This is a genomic window from Jiangella gansuensis DSM 44835 (assembly GCF_000515395.1).
Taxonomy (GTDB): domain Bacteria; phylum Actinomycetota; class Actinomycetes; order Jiangellales; family Jiangellaceae; genus Jiangella; species Jiangella gansuensis.
This window is the reverse complement of record NZ_KI911782.1, coordinates 3229118-3243811: the sequence shown is the minus strand read 5'-3', so window position 1 is coordinate 3243811 and position 14694 is coordinate 3229118. Positions and strand designations below refer to the sequence as shown.

The following is a 14694-nucleotide window of genomic DNA, read 5'->3' as shown; positions in this document are numbered from 1 at the left end:
TGGGGAGGGTGCGACGTGGCGACGAGTCAACGGTCCTCGCGCAGAGTCAAGGCCTGGCGGATGAGAGGTGTCGTCGGTGTGGCGGCGCTGGCCCTCTCCGCATCGGCGGGCATGGTGAGCGCCGCCGCGCAGGACGGCGTCGTCGAGGACGCCGCCGCGGGTCCGATCGTCCCGGTCGACGAGCAGCAGTGGACGGACCAGGCCGAGATGACCTGGGACGACTACACGCCGATCCGGCCGGAGGAGTGGAACAGCGACACCACCAGCCAGGGGTCGGAAAGCCAGTACCGCACCGCGGTGATCCTGCTGGACTACGAGGACCAGGCGTTCCTGATCACCCAGGACCCGGAGTCGCACCCGTTCGGCAACCCGCTGGCGCCCTGGAAGCCGGTGGCGCCCGAAGACGTCAACCAGTGGTACTACGACTACTACGCGGTCCCGAACGAGTACAACCAGGGTCAGACACTGCACGGCTACTGGATGGAGACCAGCCACGGCCGCATCGGCGTCACGGTCGAGGTGTTCGGCCCGTACACGCTGCCCGGCAAGCTGCACGAGTACGGCGCGCAGTCGCACGCTCCGGCGACCGGGCCGAACTCCATCTGCCCGGCCGGCGACTCCTGCAACAAGAACGTCCGTACCGACGGCAGCGCACTCTGGCACGCCGACATCGGCTGCGAGACCGGCGGGCTGTGCGGGTTCGACAACGGCTTCTACGTGACGGCCGGCCACGACGAGACGTCCACCTGGCAGGAGTTCGGCGAGATGATGTTCCGCACCCCCGCGGACGTCCCCGCCGAGTTCGGCCCGCCCGGAGCCACCGAGGGCCCGGTGCTGAACGCCGCCGGCAACCCGATCCCGAACGCCGTGCCCACCCGGTACGTCCCGTGGACGTCGTGGCAGTCGGCCGCGAACCACTGGCCGAACGCCGGCGGCGGCACGTCGACTCAGGCGGAGAATTCGGGACTGAGCGTGTTCGCGCACGAGTTCAGCCACCTGCGCGGGCTTCCGGACAACTACAACAACCCGTTCAACCCCGCGGAAGGGCGCAACCGCACCGGTTACTGGGAGATGATGAGCCGCGGTTCGTTCAACGGCCCCGGCGGCACCCACAACCGCTGGCAGGTGCCGAATGCCGGTGGGTCGGCGCTCGGCCCGCACCACACGCTGCACTTCAAGACGGTCGGCAACGCGCGGCTCGGTGTCGTGCAGGAGGGCGAGTACGTCGACATCACCCGCGCTGCCCTCGCCGAGCAGGGCGTCGCCGTGACCCCGCTGAAGGCACGCTCCTCCGTTCCAGACGGCGACATGGTCGGCCTGAACGTCGAGCTGGACTCCCCGTTCGAGACCGGGACGTGCGAAGCACGCGTGGACGACCCGTTCTTCTGCACGCCGGCCGCCAACTGGACGAAGTTCACCATGGAGGTCGTCGACCGGGTCGGCAACGACTCGTTCGTCGCCGGCCACGGCGTCCTGCTCGCCCAGGCCCGCAACACCAGCAGCCCGCGGGTGTGGCTGGTCGACGCGAACCCGGAGGACATCGACCGCATCGACTTCTACCGTCCGGGCAACGACACCGAGCCCGGTGGTGAGCCGGTCCCCGTCGTCAAGGGCGACCCGCGCCAGCTGGACGACGCGACGTTCCACGCCGGGACCGCTTCCGACAGCGAGTACGAGTACCTGGACGCCCCGAACAAGCTGCACTTCTACGTCCTGGACACCTACCGGGACGCCGACGGCGTGCTGTTCTACGACGTCGCGGTCCGCAACACCGACGCCGCCGGCCCGTACACCCGTGACGTCAGCCTCGGCGACGCCGCCACGTACGCCGTCGGCGACTCGACCGCACTGGTCAACGTCCCGCTGACGAACAGCGGCGAGGCCGGCACCGGCCTCTTCGCCTCCGACGTGTACCGGATCACGTCGACGGTGTCCGGCTCCGGCTGGGAGGTGTCGCTGCCGTACGAGGTGCGTGCGGCCGCAGCCGGCGCTACGGTCCCGGTGTGGGCGTACGCCACCGCGGGCGAGGACGCCTCGGAGTCGGCGACCCTCACCATCACCGCGACCAGCGAGACCGACCCGACCGCGACCGTCACCATCGAGGTCGAGCTCGGCGAGGCCGCGGTGGACGCCTCGTTCGAGGCCACGGATGCCCTCCTGGCCTCCTATCGGGCCGACGGCTTCCTCGGCCAGGGCGAGTACCAGCGGATGAAGGCCCAGCTCGACATCGCCGCCCGGTCCTCCGGCCGGCAGGCCGAGCGGGCCCTGGACCGGTTCAGCGAGCTCGCGTCCGACCTCGCGGACACCGGTGCCCGCGACCTGGTGAGCGCGGCGCTCGTCTCCGTGACCGAGGACCTGCGCGACTAGGACGAACGACCCGCCCGGTGATCATCGGCGATCGACCACGTCATGACGGGGTCGATCGCCGATGATCATGGGCTCAGCGGGAGGCGACTGCCGGGAAGGGGTGCACGTTGTGGGGGCGCTGGGAGGCCGGTAGGGCCGTCTCGGCGGTGTCGTCGGCGTGGACGGGGCGGCGGGGTGCGTATTGGCCGGTCATCCGGGCCACCTTGAGGGACAGATGCAGCGCCAGGCGTTCGGCGCCGCTCTTGAGGTTGGTGTGCGCGAGCTGCTCGAGCCGTTGCAGGCGGTAGTAGAGCGATGTGCGGTGCAGGTTGAGCCGCTCGGCGGTGAGCTGGGCGTTGCCGGCCACGTCGAGGTACGTCTCCAGCGTTTCCAGCAGCGGCAGGGCGTCCGGGTCGTCGAGTAGGTTGGCGAGGCCGGCGTGGACGGTCGGTACGTCCTCGCCCAGGGACGCCAGTTTGACGACGATCTGGTGGATCCCCAGCTCGGACCACCGCACGACGTCGCCGAGGCCGGGCAGCAGACGGGCGGCGTCGGCGGACATGCGGGCCTCCCGGAACGACGCGTACGCGTCTTCCAGGTCGTCGCGGCGGCCGCCGACACCGACGACGACGGAGGCCGGCGCGCCGCTGCTGGCGGACACGGCGGCGCGGGCCAGTTCGACGATCCGGTCCACCCGTTCGCCGAGGTCCCGGTCCCCCGACACGCGGCCGCGGCCCACCGCCCCGGCGTCGTCAGTGGCGTCGCAGGACAACAGCAGCACGCCGTGGTCCCGGCGGATCAGGTCGAGGAGCTGGCCGCGGCGCAGCACGCGGCGGACGTCGGCGACCGTCTGAGCCAGCGCGTCCTCGATGTCGACGGCGGCGCCACGGGGCCCGGGCACGCCCTGGAGCACCACCGCGACCACGCCGTCGTCGGCGGAGACGTAGCCGGCGTCGGTGAGGCTGCGCGCGGCCTTCGCCCGCATCGGCGAGTCGCTCAGCAGCAGGTGCATGGCATCGGCCAGCCGAGCGGACGAGAAGGAACTGGCGACGCTTTCCCGGTGCAGCCGCTCGGCCAGCTCGATGGCGCCCTGAACGCACAGGTCCACCTCGGATGAGGTCATGGAGCTGTCGTGGTCGATGAACCACACGTGCCCGAGGAGCTTGCCCCGGCGCAGCACCGGCACGCACACGCGGGGAAGCATGTTCAGCCCCGGGTTCCCGGGCAGCCGGAGCGGGCGCCGCAGCGTCGGCAGCGCGAACTCCTTCAACCAGTGGCGGACCTGCGCCGACGCGTGCCGGCGCAGAATGGAGTCTTCTCGCACGCCGTCCAGCAGCGTGTCGTGGGCACTGTAGGCGATGAGCCGCATGAACCGGTCCTCGAGCACGGCGGGCCGGCCGACGCGCCGGGCCAGGTTCTCCAGGATCTGCTGCGTCGTGAGTTCCACTGTCGCCTCCGCTACCGCCGTTCGGTCCCCGTGGTCATCCGTTGGGCCAGCGCTCCTATCCGTGCGCGGCACCCGTGTGATCGCCGCAGGTCATTCGACGACGAACTCGCGGAGCTGCGCGCCGAGGTCGTCGACGCCGCCGGGCCAGCCGCGTACCAGCTGTCCGCCCTTGGCGATCAGCGCCACCAGGGGTGGTTCGTCGACTCCGTAGCGGCGCCAGATCTCCCCGTCGGCGTCCAGGCCGATCGGGTAGGTGATGTCGTGCTCACGCAGGTAGGCGGTGGCGTCGTCGACGCTGGTCCGGTTGCCGATCCCGACCACCAGCACCGAATCGCGGAACTCCTCGCTCACCGCGGTGATGTCGTCCTGCTGGTTCGCACACAGCTCGCACCACGACTCGAAGAACACGAGGACGACCGGGCGCTCGTCCCACTGCTCGGCGATGTCGAGCGTCGAGCCGTCCAGGAGCTCGACCTCGAAGTCCGGTGCCGGCGGCGCCGTGGCGGGGGCGTCGACGAACTGGACGTCGGCGGGCACGGCCCCGGGCAGCTCGAAGGCAACGGCGTCGTCGTCCGACGAACACCCGCCCAACCCGAGCACCAGGCCGACGGTCATTCCGAGGGCCACGACGGCGCGCGCGCCGACTCCGCTGCGGTTCACGAGACCAACACCTCTCCCAGGATTCCGGCATCGTCGGTGGCCTCGATGGGTGCGCTGAACCCGTCGCCGACGACGAACTGATGGCCCTCGGCCGCGGTGAGGCCGTCGACCTCGACTTCCATGACGCACATGGTCGGCTGCCGCATCCCCTCGCGGAAATCGACATCCATGAGTTTCGCCGCGGTCCCGCCGGGCAGGACGCCGTGGGCCACCTCGACCCCGTCGGCGTCCTCGATGACGAAGCCGGCCTCGGCGTGCACCGAGCGGAACGCGCCCGCGCCGTTGCATGGTTCGCCGAGCGAGCGCAGATTGCCGTCGGCGACCAGCACCCGCACGACGGCGCCCGCGTCGGAGCCGGTCTCACCGGCGTCGGAACAGCCGGCCACGACGGCGACCGCCAGGGCCGCCGTCAGCCAGCCGGAGCGGCGAAGCAGAGCGCGCACAGGGGTGTCCTCCTCAGGCGACGGGGTGCCGGCAGCCAGGGCGGGTCGCGGCGGCGAAGGCGTGACGTGCGGTGCGAGACGAACGGCGGGATCCATCCTTGGTTCTCATCGGCATGTCTCCTTCGCGGCCGGCCCGGGCCCGTCGTCGGACGGGCCCGGGCCGGCCTTCGGGAAGGGACCGGCGAGGTCAGCGCCGGGGGTTGGTGTCCTTCACGGCCACGGTGCAGGTGACCTGCTGAGTGGCCGACGGGTCGCTCTCGGAGGTCGCGGTGAGAGTGACCGTGGTGTCACGCGCGGCGGTCGGCTCCCGGGTGACGTACACCGGGACCTCGACCGTCTCGCCGGCGCCGGCGGTGGTCAGCGCGTTGTCGAGCTGCGCCGTCCAGCCCTTGCCGCTGGAGTCGACGGCGAGCCGGTAGACGTCGCTGTCGAGCTTCCCGGTGACGTCGCTGGTGTGGCCGGCGGTGTTCGCCGCGGCCTCGCCGGTGTTGGTGAGCGGGAAGGTGCACTGCGCGGCCTGGCTGGTGCGCAGCCCTTCGACCTCGGCGTCGCCCAGCCCGACCCCGCGCTCCTGCTCGCCGGATCCGTCAAGCGACCGGACCGCCAGCGTGTAGGAGAGCACGCCCTCGTCGTCGCGCTCGAGGTCGACGACGTAGAAGTGCAGCCGGTTCGCCTCGTCGACGTACTCGTACTCCGACCCGGAGTTCAGCCCGGCGTGGAAGGCGGCGTCGTTGAGCTGCCGGTGGTCGGCGATGGTCGCCATGACGGGGGTTCCGTCAGGACGGTAGTAGTCGACCAGGCCGATGTCGTCGGGGTTGGCGTCGATGACCCAGTTGAAGCAGTTGTAACCGCAGGTGTTGTTGCGGTCCTCGTTCGTCTTGTTCTTGGCGATGATCACGCCGCTGTCCGGGTTGAACGAGTCGAAGCCCATCTGGTCGACCACTTCCATCGTGTAGTGGTCCCAGCCGGTGTTGCCGTGACAGAACGGGTCGGTGTTGATGTCACAGTCCGGCGTGCGGTCCGGCCGGCCCTCGCCGTCCAGGCGCACCTTGACCGCGGAGGTGCCTTCGGGGCCGGGGTCGACGGCCCGCGCGGTGACGGTGTCGACGACGACACCGGTCTCGGCCAGCGCCTCCCGGTTGACGTCGAGGACGTTCTCCTTCGGCAGGATGCCCGCGTGGATCTTGTTGCGGACCATCAGGCCGGACGGGGACCACCCGCCCATGTTCGGGGGCACCACCCAGCGCATGTGATGACCACCGGGGCCGTTGAACGAGCCGCGGTCCATCATGTCCCAGGGCGCCGACCCCACCCGGTGGAACGGCTGCGGCGGGTTCTGCCGGTCCGTGAACGGGTTGTTGTTGTTGTCGCCGATGCGGAAGAAGAAGTGCCCCATCTCGTGCGTGATGGTGCCCGAACTCTCCGCCTGGCGGATGGACGACAGGCCCCACTGCTGTGCGGCCGCGCGCCAGGAGGTCCACTCGACGTAGCGGGTGGGTGCCCAGTTCGGCATCTCGTTGTCCGGGTCGACCCACTCCGGGGGACCCCACTCGTCGGGGATGTCCTCCTTGGTGTTGAACATCATCTCGCCGTATTCCTGCCAGATGCTGGTCTCGTCGTAGCCGGCGTAGACCCGCAGGATGACGTCGTAGCCGCACCGGCTGTCGGGGCACGGGATGCCCTTCTCGGCCAGGTCGGCCTGCCAGACCGTGTCGACGTCGCGGTCGAGGTTGCCGTTACAGGTGAAGCCCTCGGGACAGGCGGACTGCTGCCCCCATTCGTTGAGGCCGTACTCGAACAGGTTGCGCGGCACCTGGTAGGCACCGAACACGTCCATCTCGCTCACGCCGAGCTTCCCGCGGCTCTGCTCCATCCAGTACTCGTGGATGGTGCGGCCACGGTTGTGCTCGTTCGGGATCATGTAGAAGTCGTGGTAGAACTGCGGCACTTCGTCGCGCGAAATCGGGTCGATCTGCGGGTTCCCGAACAGGTCGCTCTGCTTCGGCTGCGTGATGACGAACGGCTGGTCTGGGAAGTCCACCGCGACGAGCGCGATGCGCAGCCCGCGATCGCTGGGCTTGACGTCGGGGTCGTTCCATTCGGTGCCGGGAATGTCGGTCCAGTCGTCCCACGTCATGTCGTACTGGTTCTGCCAGCTCTGTGGGTCGATCGGGGCGACTTCGAAGTCCGGCGGGGCGGCCTGGCCGGCGCCGGCGGTGCCGATGACGAGGGCCGACACGGCCAGTGCCGCGACGCCGGCCGCCCCTCGTCGCCGAGTGGTCTTCAGCCTCATGCGCATGCGCTCTCCTCACGCGCTGCCCGGGGGCGGACAGCACTTCGTTGGCGATAAAATACGACATTGCACATATCTCGTCACCACCCTCAGCATGCCGAAGTGGTAACGGTGCCGCGCGCCCCCGGCGGACGCGTCCGCACGGGCACCGCCGCTCATCCGGCCGGTCGAGCGCGCTGCGGACACGCCCGACCGGCCGGAGCATCGAGGAGGATGTGCGGAACGAGCCTGAATGAACGACGAGGGTGACATTGTACTGTCACAGTTCACGTAGAACAAGGGGTTCCTGGCACTATGCCACTACCCCGAGATCCATTCTCAAGAACGGACAAGTCGGAGGAAATCCACCGCGTTACGATTAGGACACAGTAGTGCAATAGCACATCGCACTGAGTCGTCTCTGATGGTAAATGTGTCGTCTGTGGCGCTCGGAGACCACGGGTACCTGCCCGTGCCCGGCATCACGGCGACGGTACGTTCCGGTCGACACGGTACGTCCCGGTCGAAGCGCCGGTCACACCGGCACCGACAACAGACCGCCCCCTCGGCCTTGTCGCACGTCGAACCAAGGAGGACCCATGCGTGTGCACCGCAACGTCGGGCGACTCGTCGCCCTCACCGCTGCCGTCGGGCTGGTCGCAGCCTGCGGGGGTGAGGATTCCGGCGACGACTCCGGCGCAGGTTCCGGCGACCCGAAGACCTTCGTCTTCGGTGCGTCCGAGGACCCCAAGACGCTGGACGCGGCCTATGTGTCGGACGGCGAATCGTTCCGGGTGATCTTCCAGGTCTACGAGACCCTGGTCGCCCTGGAGCCCGGCACCACCGAGGTGGCACCCGGGCTGGCCGAGGAGTGGGAGATCAGCCCCGACGGCCTCACCTACACCTTCCAGCTGCGAGACGGCGTCACGTTCCACGACGGGGAACCGCTCAACGCCGAAGCGGTCTGCTACAACTTCGACCGCTGGTACAACTTCACCGGCCCGGCGCAGAGCGGTGACGTCACGTACTACTGGCAGACGGTGTTCGGTGGCTTCGCCACCAAGGAGATCGACTCCGCCCCCGACACCAGCCGGTACCAGTCCTGTGAGGTCACTGACGAGCTCACCGCGACGCTGCACCTCACCGAGCCCTCGTCGGCGCTGCTGGCCGGCCTCGTGCTGCCGGCGTTCTCCATCGCCAGCCCGAAGGCCATCGAAGAGGGCGGCACCGACATCGAGGCCACTGGGGACTCCTTCTCATACACCGGCGGCTTCGGCAGTGAGGTCGTCGCCGGCACCGGCCCGTTCCAGTTCGTCAGCTGGGACCGCGGTGAGAGTCTCGTCCTCGAGCGCAACGAGGACTACTGGGGCGACGCCCCAGCGCTGGACGAGATCATCTTCCGGTCCATCCCGGACCCGACGGCTCGCCTGCAGGCCCTGCAGAACGGCGAGATCGACGCGTACGAAGGCGTCAACGCCGCGGACATCGGCGCGCTGGAGTCCGGCGGGTCCCAGGTCCTCGAGCGGCCGGCCTTCAACGTCGGCTACGTCGGCTTCAACAACAAGGTCCCGCTACTGCAGAACCCGCTCATCCGGCAGGCCATCTCGCACGCACTGAACCGGCAGGGCCTCCTCGACGCCGCGTACCCGGAGGGTGCCGTCGTCGCCAACCAGTTCCTCCCGCCGGACCAGTGGGGCTACAACGACAGCATCGAGGGCTACGAGTACGACCCCGACCTGGCTCGCGATCTCATCGCGCAGTCCGGCGAGACCGACCTGACGCTGGAGTTCTGGTACCCCGCCGACGTGTCCCGGCCGTACATGCCGGACCCGCAGGCCGTATACGAGTCGTTCGCCGCCGACCTGCAGGCCGTCGGCTTCACCATCGTCCCGAAGACCGTCCCGTGGACGCCGGACTACCTGCAGAACATCCAGGGCGACGGGCTCGGCCAGCTCCACCTGCTCGGCTGGACCGGTGACTACGCCGACCCGGACAACTTCGTCGGCACCTTCTTCCGGCAGGACCGGCCCGAGTTCGGCTTCGCAGACCAGAACATCCAGGCGAAGTTGAACGAGGCGCTCAGCCTGACCGACCAAGCGGAGCGGGAAGCGCTGTACGAAGAGATCAACCAGCTCCTGTACGAGTACATCCCGGGCGTGCCGTTCGTGCACAACCAGCCGCTGCTGGCCGTCGCCGGACACATCACCGGCTACACCCCGTCGCCGGTGAGCCTGGAGTACTTCAAGCTCGTCGACATCGAGGGCTGACCGTCACGTGCTGCGATTCATCGTCCGGCGGCTCGCGCTGCTCGTGCCGATCCTGCTGGGCCTGTCGGTCCTGCTGTTCGCGTGGGTCCGGGCCCTTCCCGGTGGCCCGGCCTACGCGTTGCTCGGCGAGCGAGCCACCCCGGAGGCGGTCGCGGCGATCGAGTCACAGCTCGGCCTGGACCGCCCGCTCTGGGAGCAGTACCTGCAGTTCCTGGGGCGGGCGGTCCGGCTGGACTTCGGCGCGTCGCTGCAGACCGGCCAGCCGGTCGTCGAGGAGATGGTGCGACGATTCCCCGCCACCATCGAGCTCGCGTTCGCCGCGCTGCTCATCGCGGTGTGCGTGGGGATCCCGCTCGGGTACCTGGCCGCCCGCCGTTACGGGTCGTGGGTCGACTCCGTGGTGGTGTCCGGCTCGCTGCTCGGCGTAACCATCCCGATCTTCTTCCTCGCCTACATCCTCAAGTACGTCTTCGCGGTCGAGCTGGGCTGGCTGCCCACCGCCGGCCGGTCAGATCCGCGGTCACGGTCCGAGCATCCCACCGGCTTCTACGTGCTCGACGGCATCGTCACCGGCAACCTGGGCGCCAGCTGGGACGCCATCCAGCATCTGATCCTGCCGGCGGTGGCACTGTCGTCCATCCCGCTGGCGGTGATCGTGCGCATCACCCGGGCCTCGGTCCTGAACGTCGTCAACGAGGATTACGTCCGCACCGCCGAAGCCAAGGGCCTGCTGCCCGGGACCATCACCCGGCGGCACGTGCTCAAGAACTCCATGCTGCCGGTCACGACGGTGATCGGGCTGCAGCTGGGTGTCATGCTGGCCGGGGCGGTGCTCACCGAGACGGTGTTCGCGTTCGCCGGAGTCGGCAAGTTCATGGCCGACGGCATCGTCCAGCGCGATTTCCCGACCATTCAGGGGTTCATCCTGGTCATCGCCGTGATCTACGTCATCGTCAACATGATCGTGGACCTGGTCTACGGGCTGCTCGATCCGCGGGTGAGGGTGTCATGACCACCAGCGACGTGATGGCGGAAGGGCCGGTTCCGGCCGGCTCCGCCGAAACCGATCCCACCGAGAAGGCGCGCCCGCCGCGCAGCCTCAGCCGGGAGGCCGTCCACCGGCTGTTCCGCAACCCGATGGCCGTGGTGGGCATGGTCCTCATCGCGATCTTCGTGCTGGTTGCGATCTTCGCGCCGTGGATCGCGCCGTACTCCCCCACCGACAACTCCTGGCTCGACCAGGTGCGCCCAGGTGTCTATCCCGGGCCGTCGGCGGAGCACTGGCTGGGCATCGACCCGCTCGGCCGCGACGTGTTCTCGCGCATCATCTACGGTGCGCGCCAGTCGCTGCTGATCGGCGTGGTGGCACTGGCGCTGGGCGCCGCGGCCGGCATCGCGCTCGGCATCCTGGCCGGCGCATTCGGCGGCTGGGTCGACACCGTCGTCATGCGGATCGTCGACATCATGCTCTCGGTGCCGGGCCTGCTGTTCGCCATCGCCGTCGCGGCGATGCTCGGCCAGAGCCTGACGTCGGTGATGATCGCGATCGCCGTGGTGAACGTGCCGATCTTCGCCCGGCTGCTCCGCGGCGAGATGCTCGGGCAGCGCGGCGCCGACTACGTGCTGGCGGCGCGGTCACTGGGCATCTCCCGCGCGGCCATCGTATTCCGGCACGTGCTGCCGAACTCGTTCACCCCGGTGCTGGTGCAGGGCACGCTCACGCTGGCGCTGGCGATCGTCGAGGCAGCGGGCCTGGCCTTCCTCGGCCTGTCCGGCAGCGACCCGTCCGCGCCCGAGTGGGGCCGCATGCTCACCGACGCGCAGGACACCCTGACGTCGTCGCCGATGCTGGCGATCTATCCGGGCCTGGCCATCGTGCTGGCCGCCCTCGGCTTCACGCTGGTCGGCGAGTCGCTGCGCGAGGCCCTCGACCCGAAGTTCCGGCGGTGACGACATGAGCCTGCTCGAAGTGCGCGACCTCTCGGTCACGTTCACCCGTTCCGGCCAGCGGACAGTGCGCGCCGTCGACGGCGTCACCTTCGACGTCGACGCCGGCCAGTCGGTCGGCATCGTCGGCGAGTCCGGCTCGGGCAAGTCGGTCACGTCGCTGGCCGTGATGGGCCTGCTGCCGGCGCGAGGTGCGCAACGGACCGGCACGGTCACGCTGGACGGCAACGAGCTGACCTCGATGGCCCAGCGCGACCTGCGCGACGTCCGCGGCCGCGACGTGGCGATGATCTTCCAGGACCCGATGACCTCGCTGAACCCGGTGGTCACGATCGGCCGGCAGCTCACCGAGGTGCTCACCCGGCACGCCGGGCTGGCCAAGGGCGAGGCGAAGGCCGAGGCCGAGCAGTTGCTGCGCCGCGTCGGCATCCCGGACCCGGTGCGCCGGCTCGGTGAGTACCCGCACCAGCTGTCCGGCGGTATGCGGCAGCGGGTCATGATCGCCATCGCGATCGCCTGCCGGCCGAAGCTCCTCATCGCCGACGAGCCGACGACGGCGCTCGACGTCACCATCCAGGCACAGATCCTGGACCTCCTGCGCACGCTGGTCGCGGAGTCCGGCTGCGGACTCATCATGATCACTCACGACCTGGGCGTGGTGGCGGGTCTCTGCGACACGGTGCACGTCATGTACTCGGGGCGGATCGTGGAGTCGGCACGGACGAAGGAGCTGTTCGGCCGGCCGTCGCACCCGTACACCGACGGGCTGCTCCAGTCGATCCCCCGGATCGACGACGACGACCCGTCGCAGTTGCTGCACACCATTCCGGGATCCGCGCGCGACACGGTGGCGTGGGAGCGCGGCTGCGCGTTCCAGCCGCGCTGCGACCGGGCGGTCGACGCCTGCCTGGCCGGCCCGCCGCCGGTGGCCGAGCTCGGCTCCCCGCTGGACAGTCATGCCGTGCGCTGCGTGCGGCCGGTCGGCCAGGATCTGCTCGTCGACGAAGGGAACGTGGCCCGGTGAGTCTGCTCGAAGTCCGCGACCTCGAGGTCCACTTCCCCATCAAGTCCGGGACTCTGTTCCAGCGCACCGTGGGCGCGGTCAAGGCCGTCGACGGCGTCGACCTCGACATCGAGGCCGGAACGACGTTCGGCCTGGTGGGCGAGTCCGGGTGCGGCAAGTCCACCCTCGGCCGCGCGGTGATGCGGCTGATCGAGCCGACCAAGGGCTCGGTCACGCTCGACGGCCAGGATCTGCTGGCGCTCAGCGAGCGCAAACTGCGTGCCGTGCGCCGGCAGTTCCAGATGGTGTTCCAGGACCCGATGGCCAGTCTCGACCCGCGGCAGAGTGTGGAGTCACTGCTCACCGAGCCGCTGCGGGCGCACAAGGAGCCCGGCGGCCCGACCGGGCACGCCCGGCGGATCCGGGAGCTGCTCGACGTGGTCGGGCTGTCGGCCTCGGTGGTGCACCGCTACCCTCACGAGTTCTCCGGCGGGCAGCGGCAGCGGCTGGGCATCGCCCGCGCGCTGGCGCTCAACCCGGCCATGATCATCGCCGACGAGCCGGTGTCGGCACTGGACGTGTCGATCCAGGCGCAGGTCATCAACCTGTTGAAGGAACTGCAGGAGCGGTTCTCCCTGACCTATATGATCATCGCGCACGACCTCGCCGTCGTCCGGCACATCAGCACCACGGTCGCGGTCATGTACCTCGGCGGCATCGTGGAGCAGGCCCCGGCCGCCGACCTGTACCGGGAGCCGCTGCACCCATACACGAAGGCGTTGATGAGCGCGGTCCCGGTGCCCGACCCGAACGTCGAGGAGACCCGCAGCCGCATCCTGCTGCAGGGCGATCTGCCGTCGCCGGCGAACCCGCCGGCCGGCTGCCGTTTCCACACCCGCTGCCCGTGGAAGCAGGAGACCCGCTGCGACACCGAGCGGCCGGCGTTGCGCGAGCTGCCCGGCGGGCACAAGGTGGCCTGTCACTTCGCCGAGGACATCCGGGCGGGGAAGATCACCCCGCACGAGGTGAAGCCCGAGGAGGTCGCGCTGTCGGCGGCGTCCGAGGACATCGGCAGCATCGAGACGACAGAAGCGCACGTGGCCGGCGGTCTGACTCCCGGAGGGCCTCCTGGTGCCCGCTGACGTCGTGGTGATCGGCGCCGGCGTCGTCGGCGCTGCCATCGCCTGGCACGTCGCACAGGCGGGGCTGTCGGTCACCGTCGTCGACCGTGGGCCGGTGGCCGGCGGCACCACCGGCGCCGGCGAGGGCAACATCCTGGTCTCGGACAAGCCGCCGGGCGCGGAGCTCGACCTGGCCCAGCTGTCCGCGCGCCGCTGGCACACGCTCGGGCACGAGGTCGGCGGGTTCGAGTACGACCCGAAGGGCGGCCTCGTCGTCGCCTCCTCCGCGGCCGGCTTCGCCGCACTGGCCGGCCTGGCCGCGGAGCAGGCGGCCGCCGGCGTCGAGACCGTCGTGGTGCCGGCGGCGGACCTGGCCGAGCACGAACCGCACCTGAACCCGTCCATGGCCGGCGGTGTCCTCTACCCGCAGGACGCGCAGGTGCAGCCGATGCTCGCGGCGGCGCGGCTGCTGCGCTCGGCGTGCCGCTCCGGCGCCACGGTGCGCACCGGTGTCGATGTCACCGGATTCCTGCGTTCGGGCGACCGCGTCACCGGTGTACGGACGTCGGCGGGCGACATCCCGGCCGGCGCCGTCGTCAACGCGGCGGGCACCTGGGGAGGCGACATCGCCTCGCTGGCCGGCGTCGACGTGCCGGTGCTCCCCCGCCGCGGTTTCATCCTGGTCACCGAACCACTGCCGCGGCTGATCCGGCACAAGGTGTACGCGGCGGAGTACGTCTCCGACGTGGCCAGCGACGACGCCGCCCTGCAGACCTCGCCGGTGGTCGAGGGCACCCAGGCCGGCACCGTATTGATCGGTTCGAGCCGCGAGCGGGTCGGGTACGACCGGACGCTGTCCGTGCCCGTGCTGCGGGCGCTCGCCGCTCGGGCGGTCGAGCTGTTCCCGGTGCTGGCCGGCGTGCAGGTCATCCGCGCCTACCGCGGTTTCCGCCCGTACTGCCCGGACCACCTGCCGGTGATCGGTGCCGATCCGCGCGCCCCCGGACTGTTCCACGCCTGCGGTCACGAGGGTGCCGGCATCGGGCTCGCGGCGGGCACCGGGGTGCTGATCGCGGAGCTGATCGGCGGGCAGCAGCCGTCCCTCGACGTCACCCCCTTCCGCCCGGAGCGCTTCTCATGAGCACTGCCGAGGTGCGCGCGCCTCGGCGCCGAGTATGCGGCGGCGCC

At 70.1% G+C, this 14694-nt stretch carries 11 protein-coding genes; 7 read left to right on the top strand and 4 right to left on the bottom strand.

Translation table 11 applies throughout. The features are described 5' to 3' along the window. Positions 1 to 60: 60 nt before the first annotated feature. Positions 61 to 2367: a M6 family metalloprotease domain-containing protein gene (locus JIAGA_RS30080; protein ID WP_051426148.1), complete on the top strand. Its 2307-nt coding sequence runs from the start codon at positions 61 to 63 to the stop codon at positions 2365 to 2367. A 73-nt stretch (positions 2368 to 2440) separates the two neighbouring features. On the opposite strand, the gene JIAGA_RS0115495 is transcribed toward JIAGA_RS30080, so the two are convergent. The 4 genes from JIAGA_RS0115495 to JIAGA_RS30075 form a co-directional block, all read right to left on the bottom strand. Next, positions 2441 to 3793, bottom strand: a complete 1353-nt coding sequence (locus JIAGA_RS0115495; RefSeq protein ID WP_026876369.1) for a PucR family transcriptional regulator — start codon at positions 3791 to 3793, stop codon at positions 2441 to 2443. Positions 3794 to 3883: 90 nt separating this feature from the next. Next, positions 3884 to 4453 (bottom strand): TlpA family protein disulfide reductase, encoded by a 570-nt coding sequence (locus tag JIAGA_RS0115490; RefSeq protein ID WP_026876368.1) that lies wholly within the window; start codon positions 4451 to 4453, stop codon positions 3884 to 3886. Then, positions 4450 to 4896, bottom strand: coding sequence for a hypothetical protein (locus JIAGA_RS34600; protein ID WP_026876367.1), 447 nt, complete (start codon positions 4894 to 4896; stop codon positions 4450 to 4452). The genes JIAGA_RS0115490 and JIAGA_RS34600 overlap by 4 nt, the downstream gene beginning before the upstream one ends. A 187-nt stretch (positions 4897 to 5083) precedes the next feature. After that, complete coding sequence (locus JIAGA_RS30075; RefSeq protein ID WP_051426147.1) at positions 5084 to 7195, bottom strand: metallopeptidase domain-containing protein; 2112 nt, start codon at positions 7193 to 7195, stop codon at positions 5084 to 5086. Between the two features lie 572 nt (positions 7196 to 7767). Here JIAGA_RS30075 and JIAGA_RS0115475 point away from each other — a divergent pair. From JIAGA_RS0115475 to JIAGA_RS0115450, 6 genes are read left to right on the top strand one after another with little or no spacing between them, the layout of a single operon-like run. Then, a complete protein-coding gene (locus JIAGA_RS0115475; RefSeq protein WP_026876366.1) occupies positions 7768 to 9435 on the top strand; it encodes an ABC transporter substrate-binding protein in 1668 nt (555 codons plus the stop codon). A 7-nt stretch (positions 9436 to 9442) separates the two neighbouring features. Beyond that, positions 9443 to 10447 carry an ABC transporter permease gene (locus JIAGA_RS0115470; protein ID WP_026876365.1) on the top strand — a complete coding sequence of 335 codons (1005 nt, stop codon included), beginning with the start codon at positions 9443 to 9445 and terminating at the stop codon, positions 10445 to 10447. After that, positions 10444 to 11385, top strand: a complete 942-nt coding sequence (locus JIAGA_RS0115465) for an ABC transporter permease (RefSeq protein ID WP_026876364.1) — start codon at positions 10444 to 10446, stop codon at positions 11383 to 11385. Before JIAGA_RS0115470 ends, JIAGA_RS0115465 begins: the two co-directional genes overlap by 4 nt. 4 nt (positions 11386 to 11389) lie before the next feature. Continuing rightward, positions 11390 to 12406 carry an ABC transporter ATP-binding protein gene (locus JIAGA_RS0115460; protein ID WP_026876363.1) on the top strand — a complete coding sequence of 339 codons (1017 nt, stop codon included), beginning with the start codon at positions 11390 to 11392 and terminating at the stop codon, positions 12404 to 12406. After that, positions 12403 to 13527 carry an ABC transporter ATP-binding protein gene (locus JIAGA_RS30070; RefSeq protein WP_051426146.1) on the top strand — a complete coding sequence of 375 codons (1125 nt, stop codon included), beginning with the start codon at positions 12403 to 12405 and terminating at the stop codon, positions 13525 to 13527. The genes JIAGA_RS0115460 and JIAGA_RS30070 overlap by 4 nt, the downstream gene beginning before the upstream one ends. Then, a complete protein-coding gene (locus tag JIAGA_RS0115450; RefSeq protein ID WP_026876362.1) occupies positions 13517 to 14647 on the top strand; it encodes an NAD(P)/FAD-dependent oxidoreductase in 1131 nt (376 codons plus the stop codon). Before JIAGA_RS30070 ends, JIAGA_RS0115450 begins: the two co-directional genes overlap by 11 nt. Positions 14648 to 14694: the final 47 nt, after the last annotated feature.

Coding starts and splice junctions, on each gene's coding strand:
- JIAGA_RS30080 (WP_051426148.1), top strand. CDS start 61: ATGAGAGGTGTCGTCGGTGTGGCGGCGCTGGCCCTCTCCGCATCGGCG.
- JIAGA_RS30075 (WP_051426147.1), bottom strand. CDS start 7,195: ATGCGCATGAGGCTGAAGACCACTCGGCGACGAGGGGCGGCCGGCGTC.
- JIAGA_RS0115475 (WP_026876366.1), top strand. CDS start 7,768: ATGCGTGTGCACCGCAACGTCGGGCGACTCGTCGCCCTCACCGCTGCC.
- JIAGA_RS0115465 (WP_026876364.1), top strand. CDS start 10,444: ATGACCACCAGCGACGTGATGGCGGAAGGGCCGGTTCCGGCCGGCTCC.
- JIAGA_RS0115460 (WP_026876363.1), top strand. CDS start 11,390: ATGAGCCTGCTCGAAGTGCGCGACCTCTCGGTCACGTTCACCCGTTCC.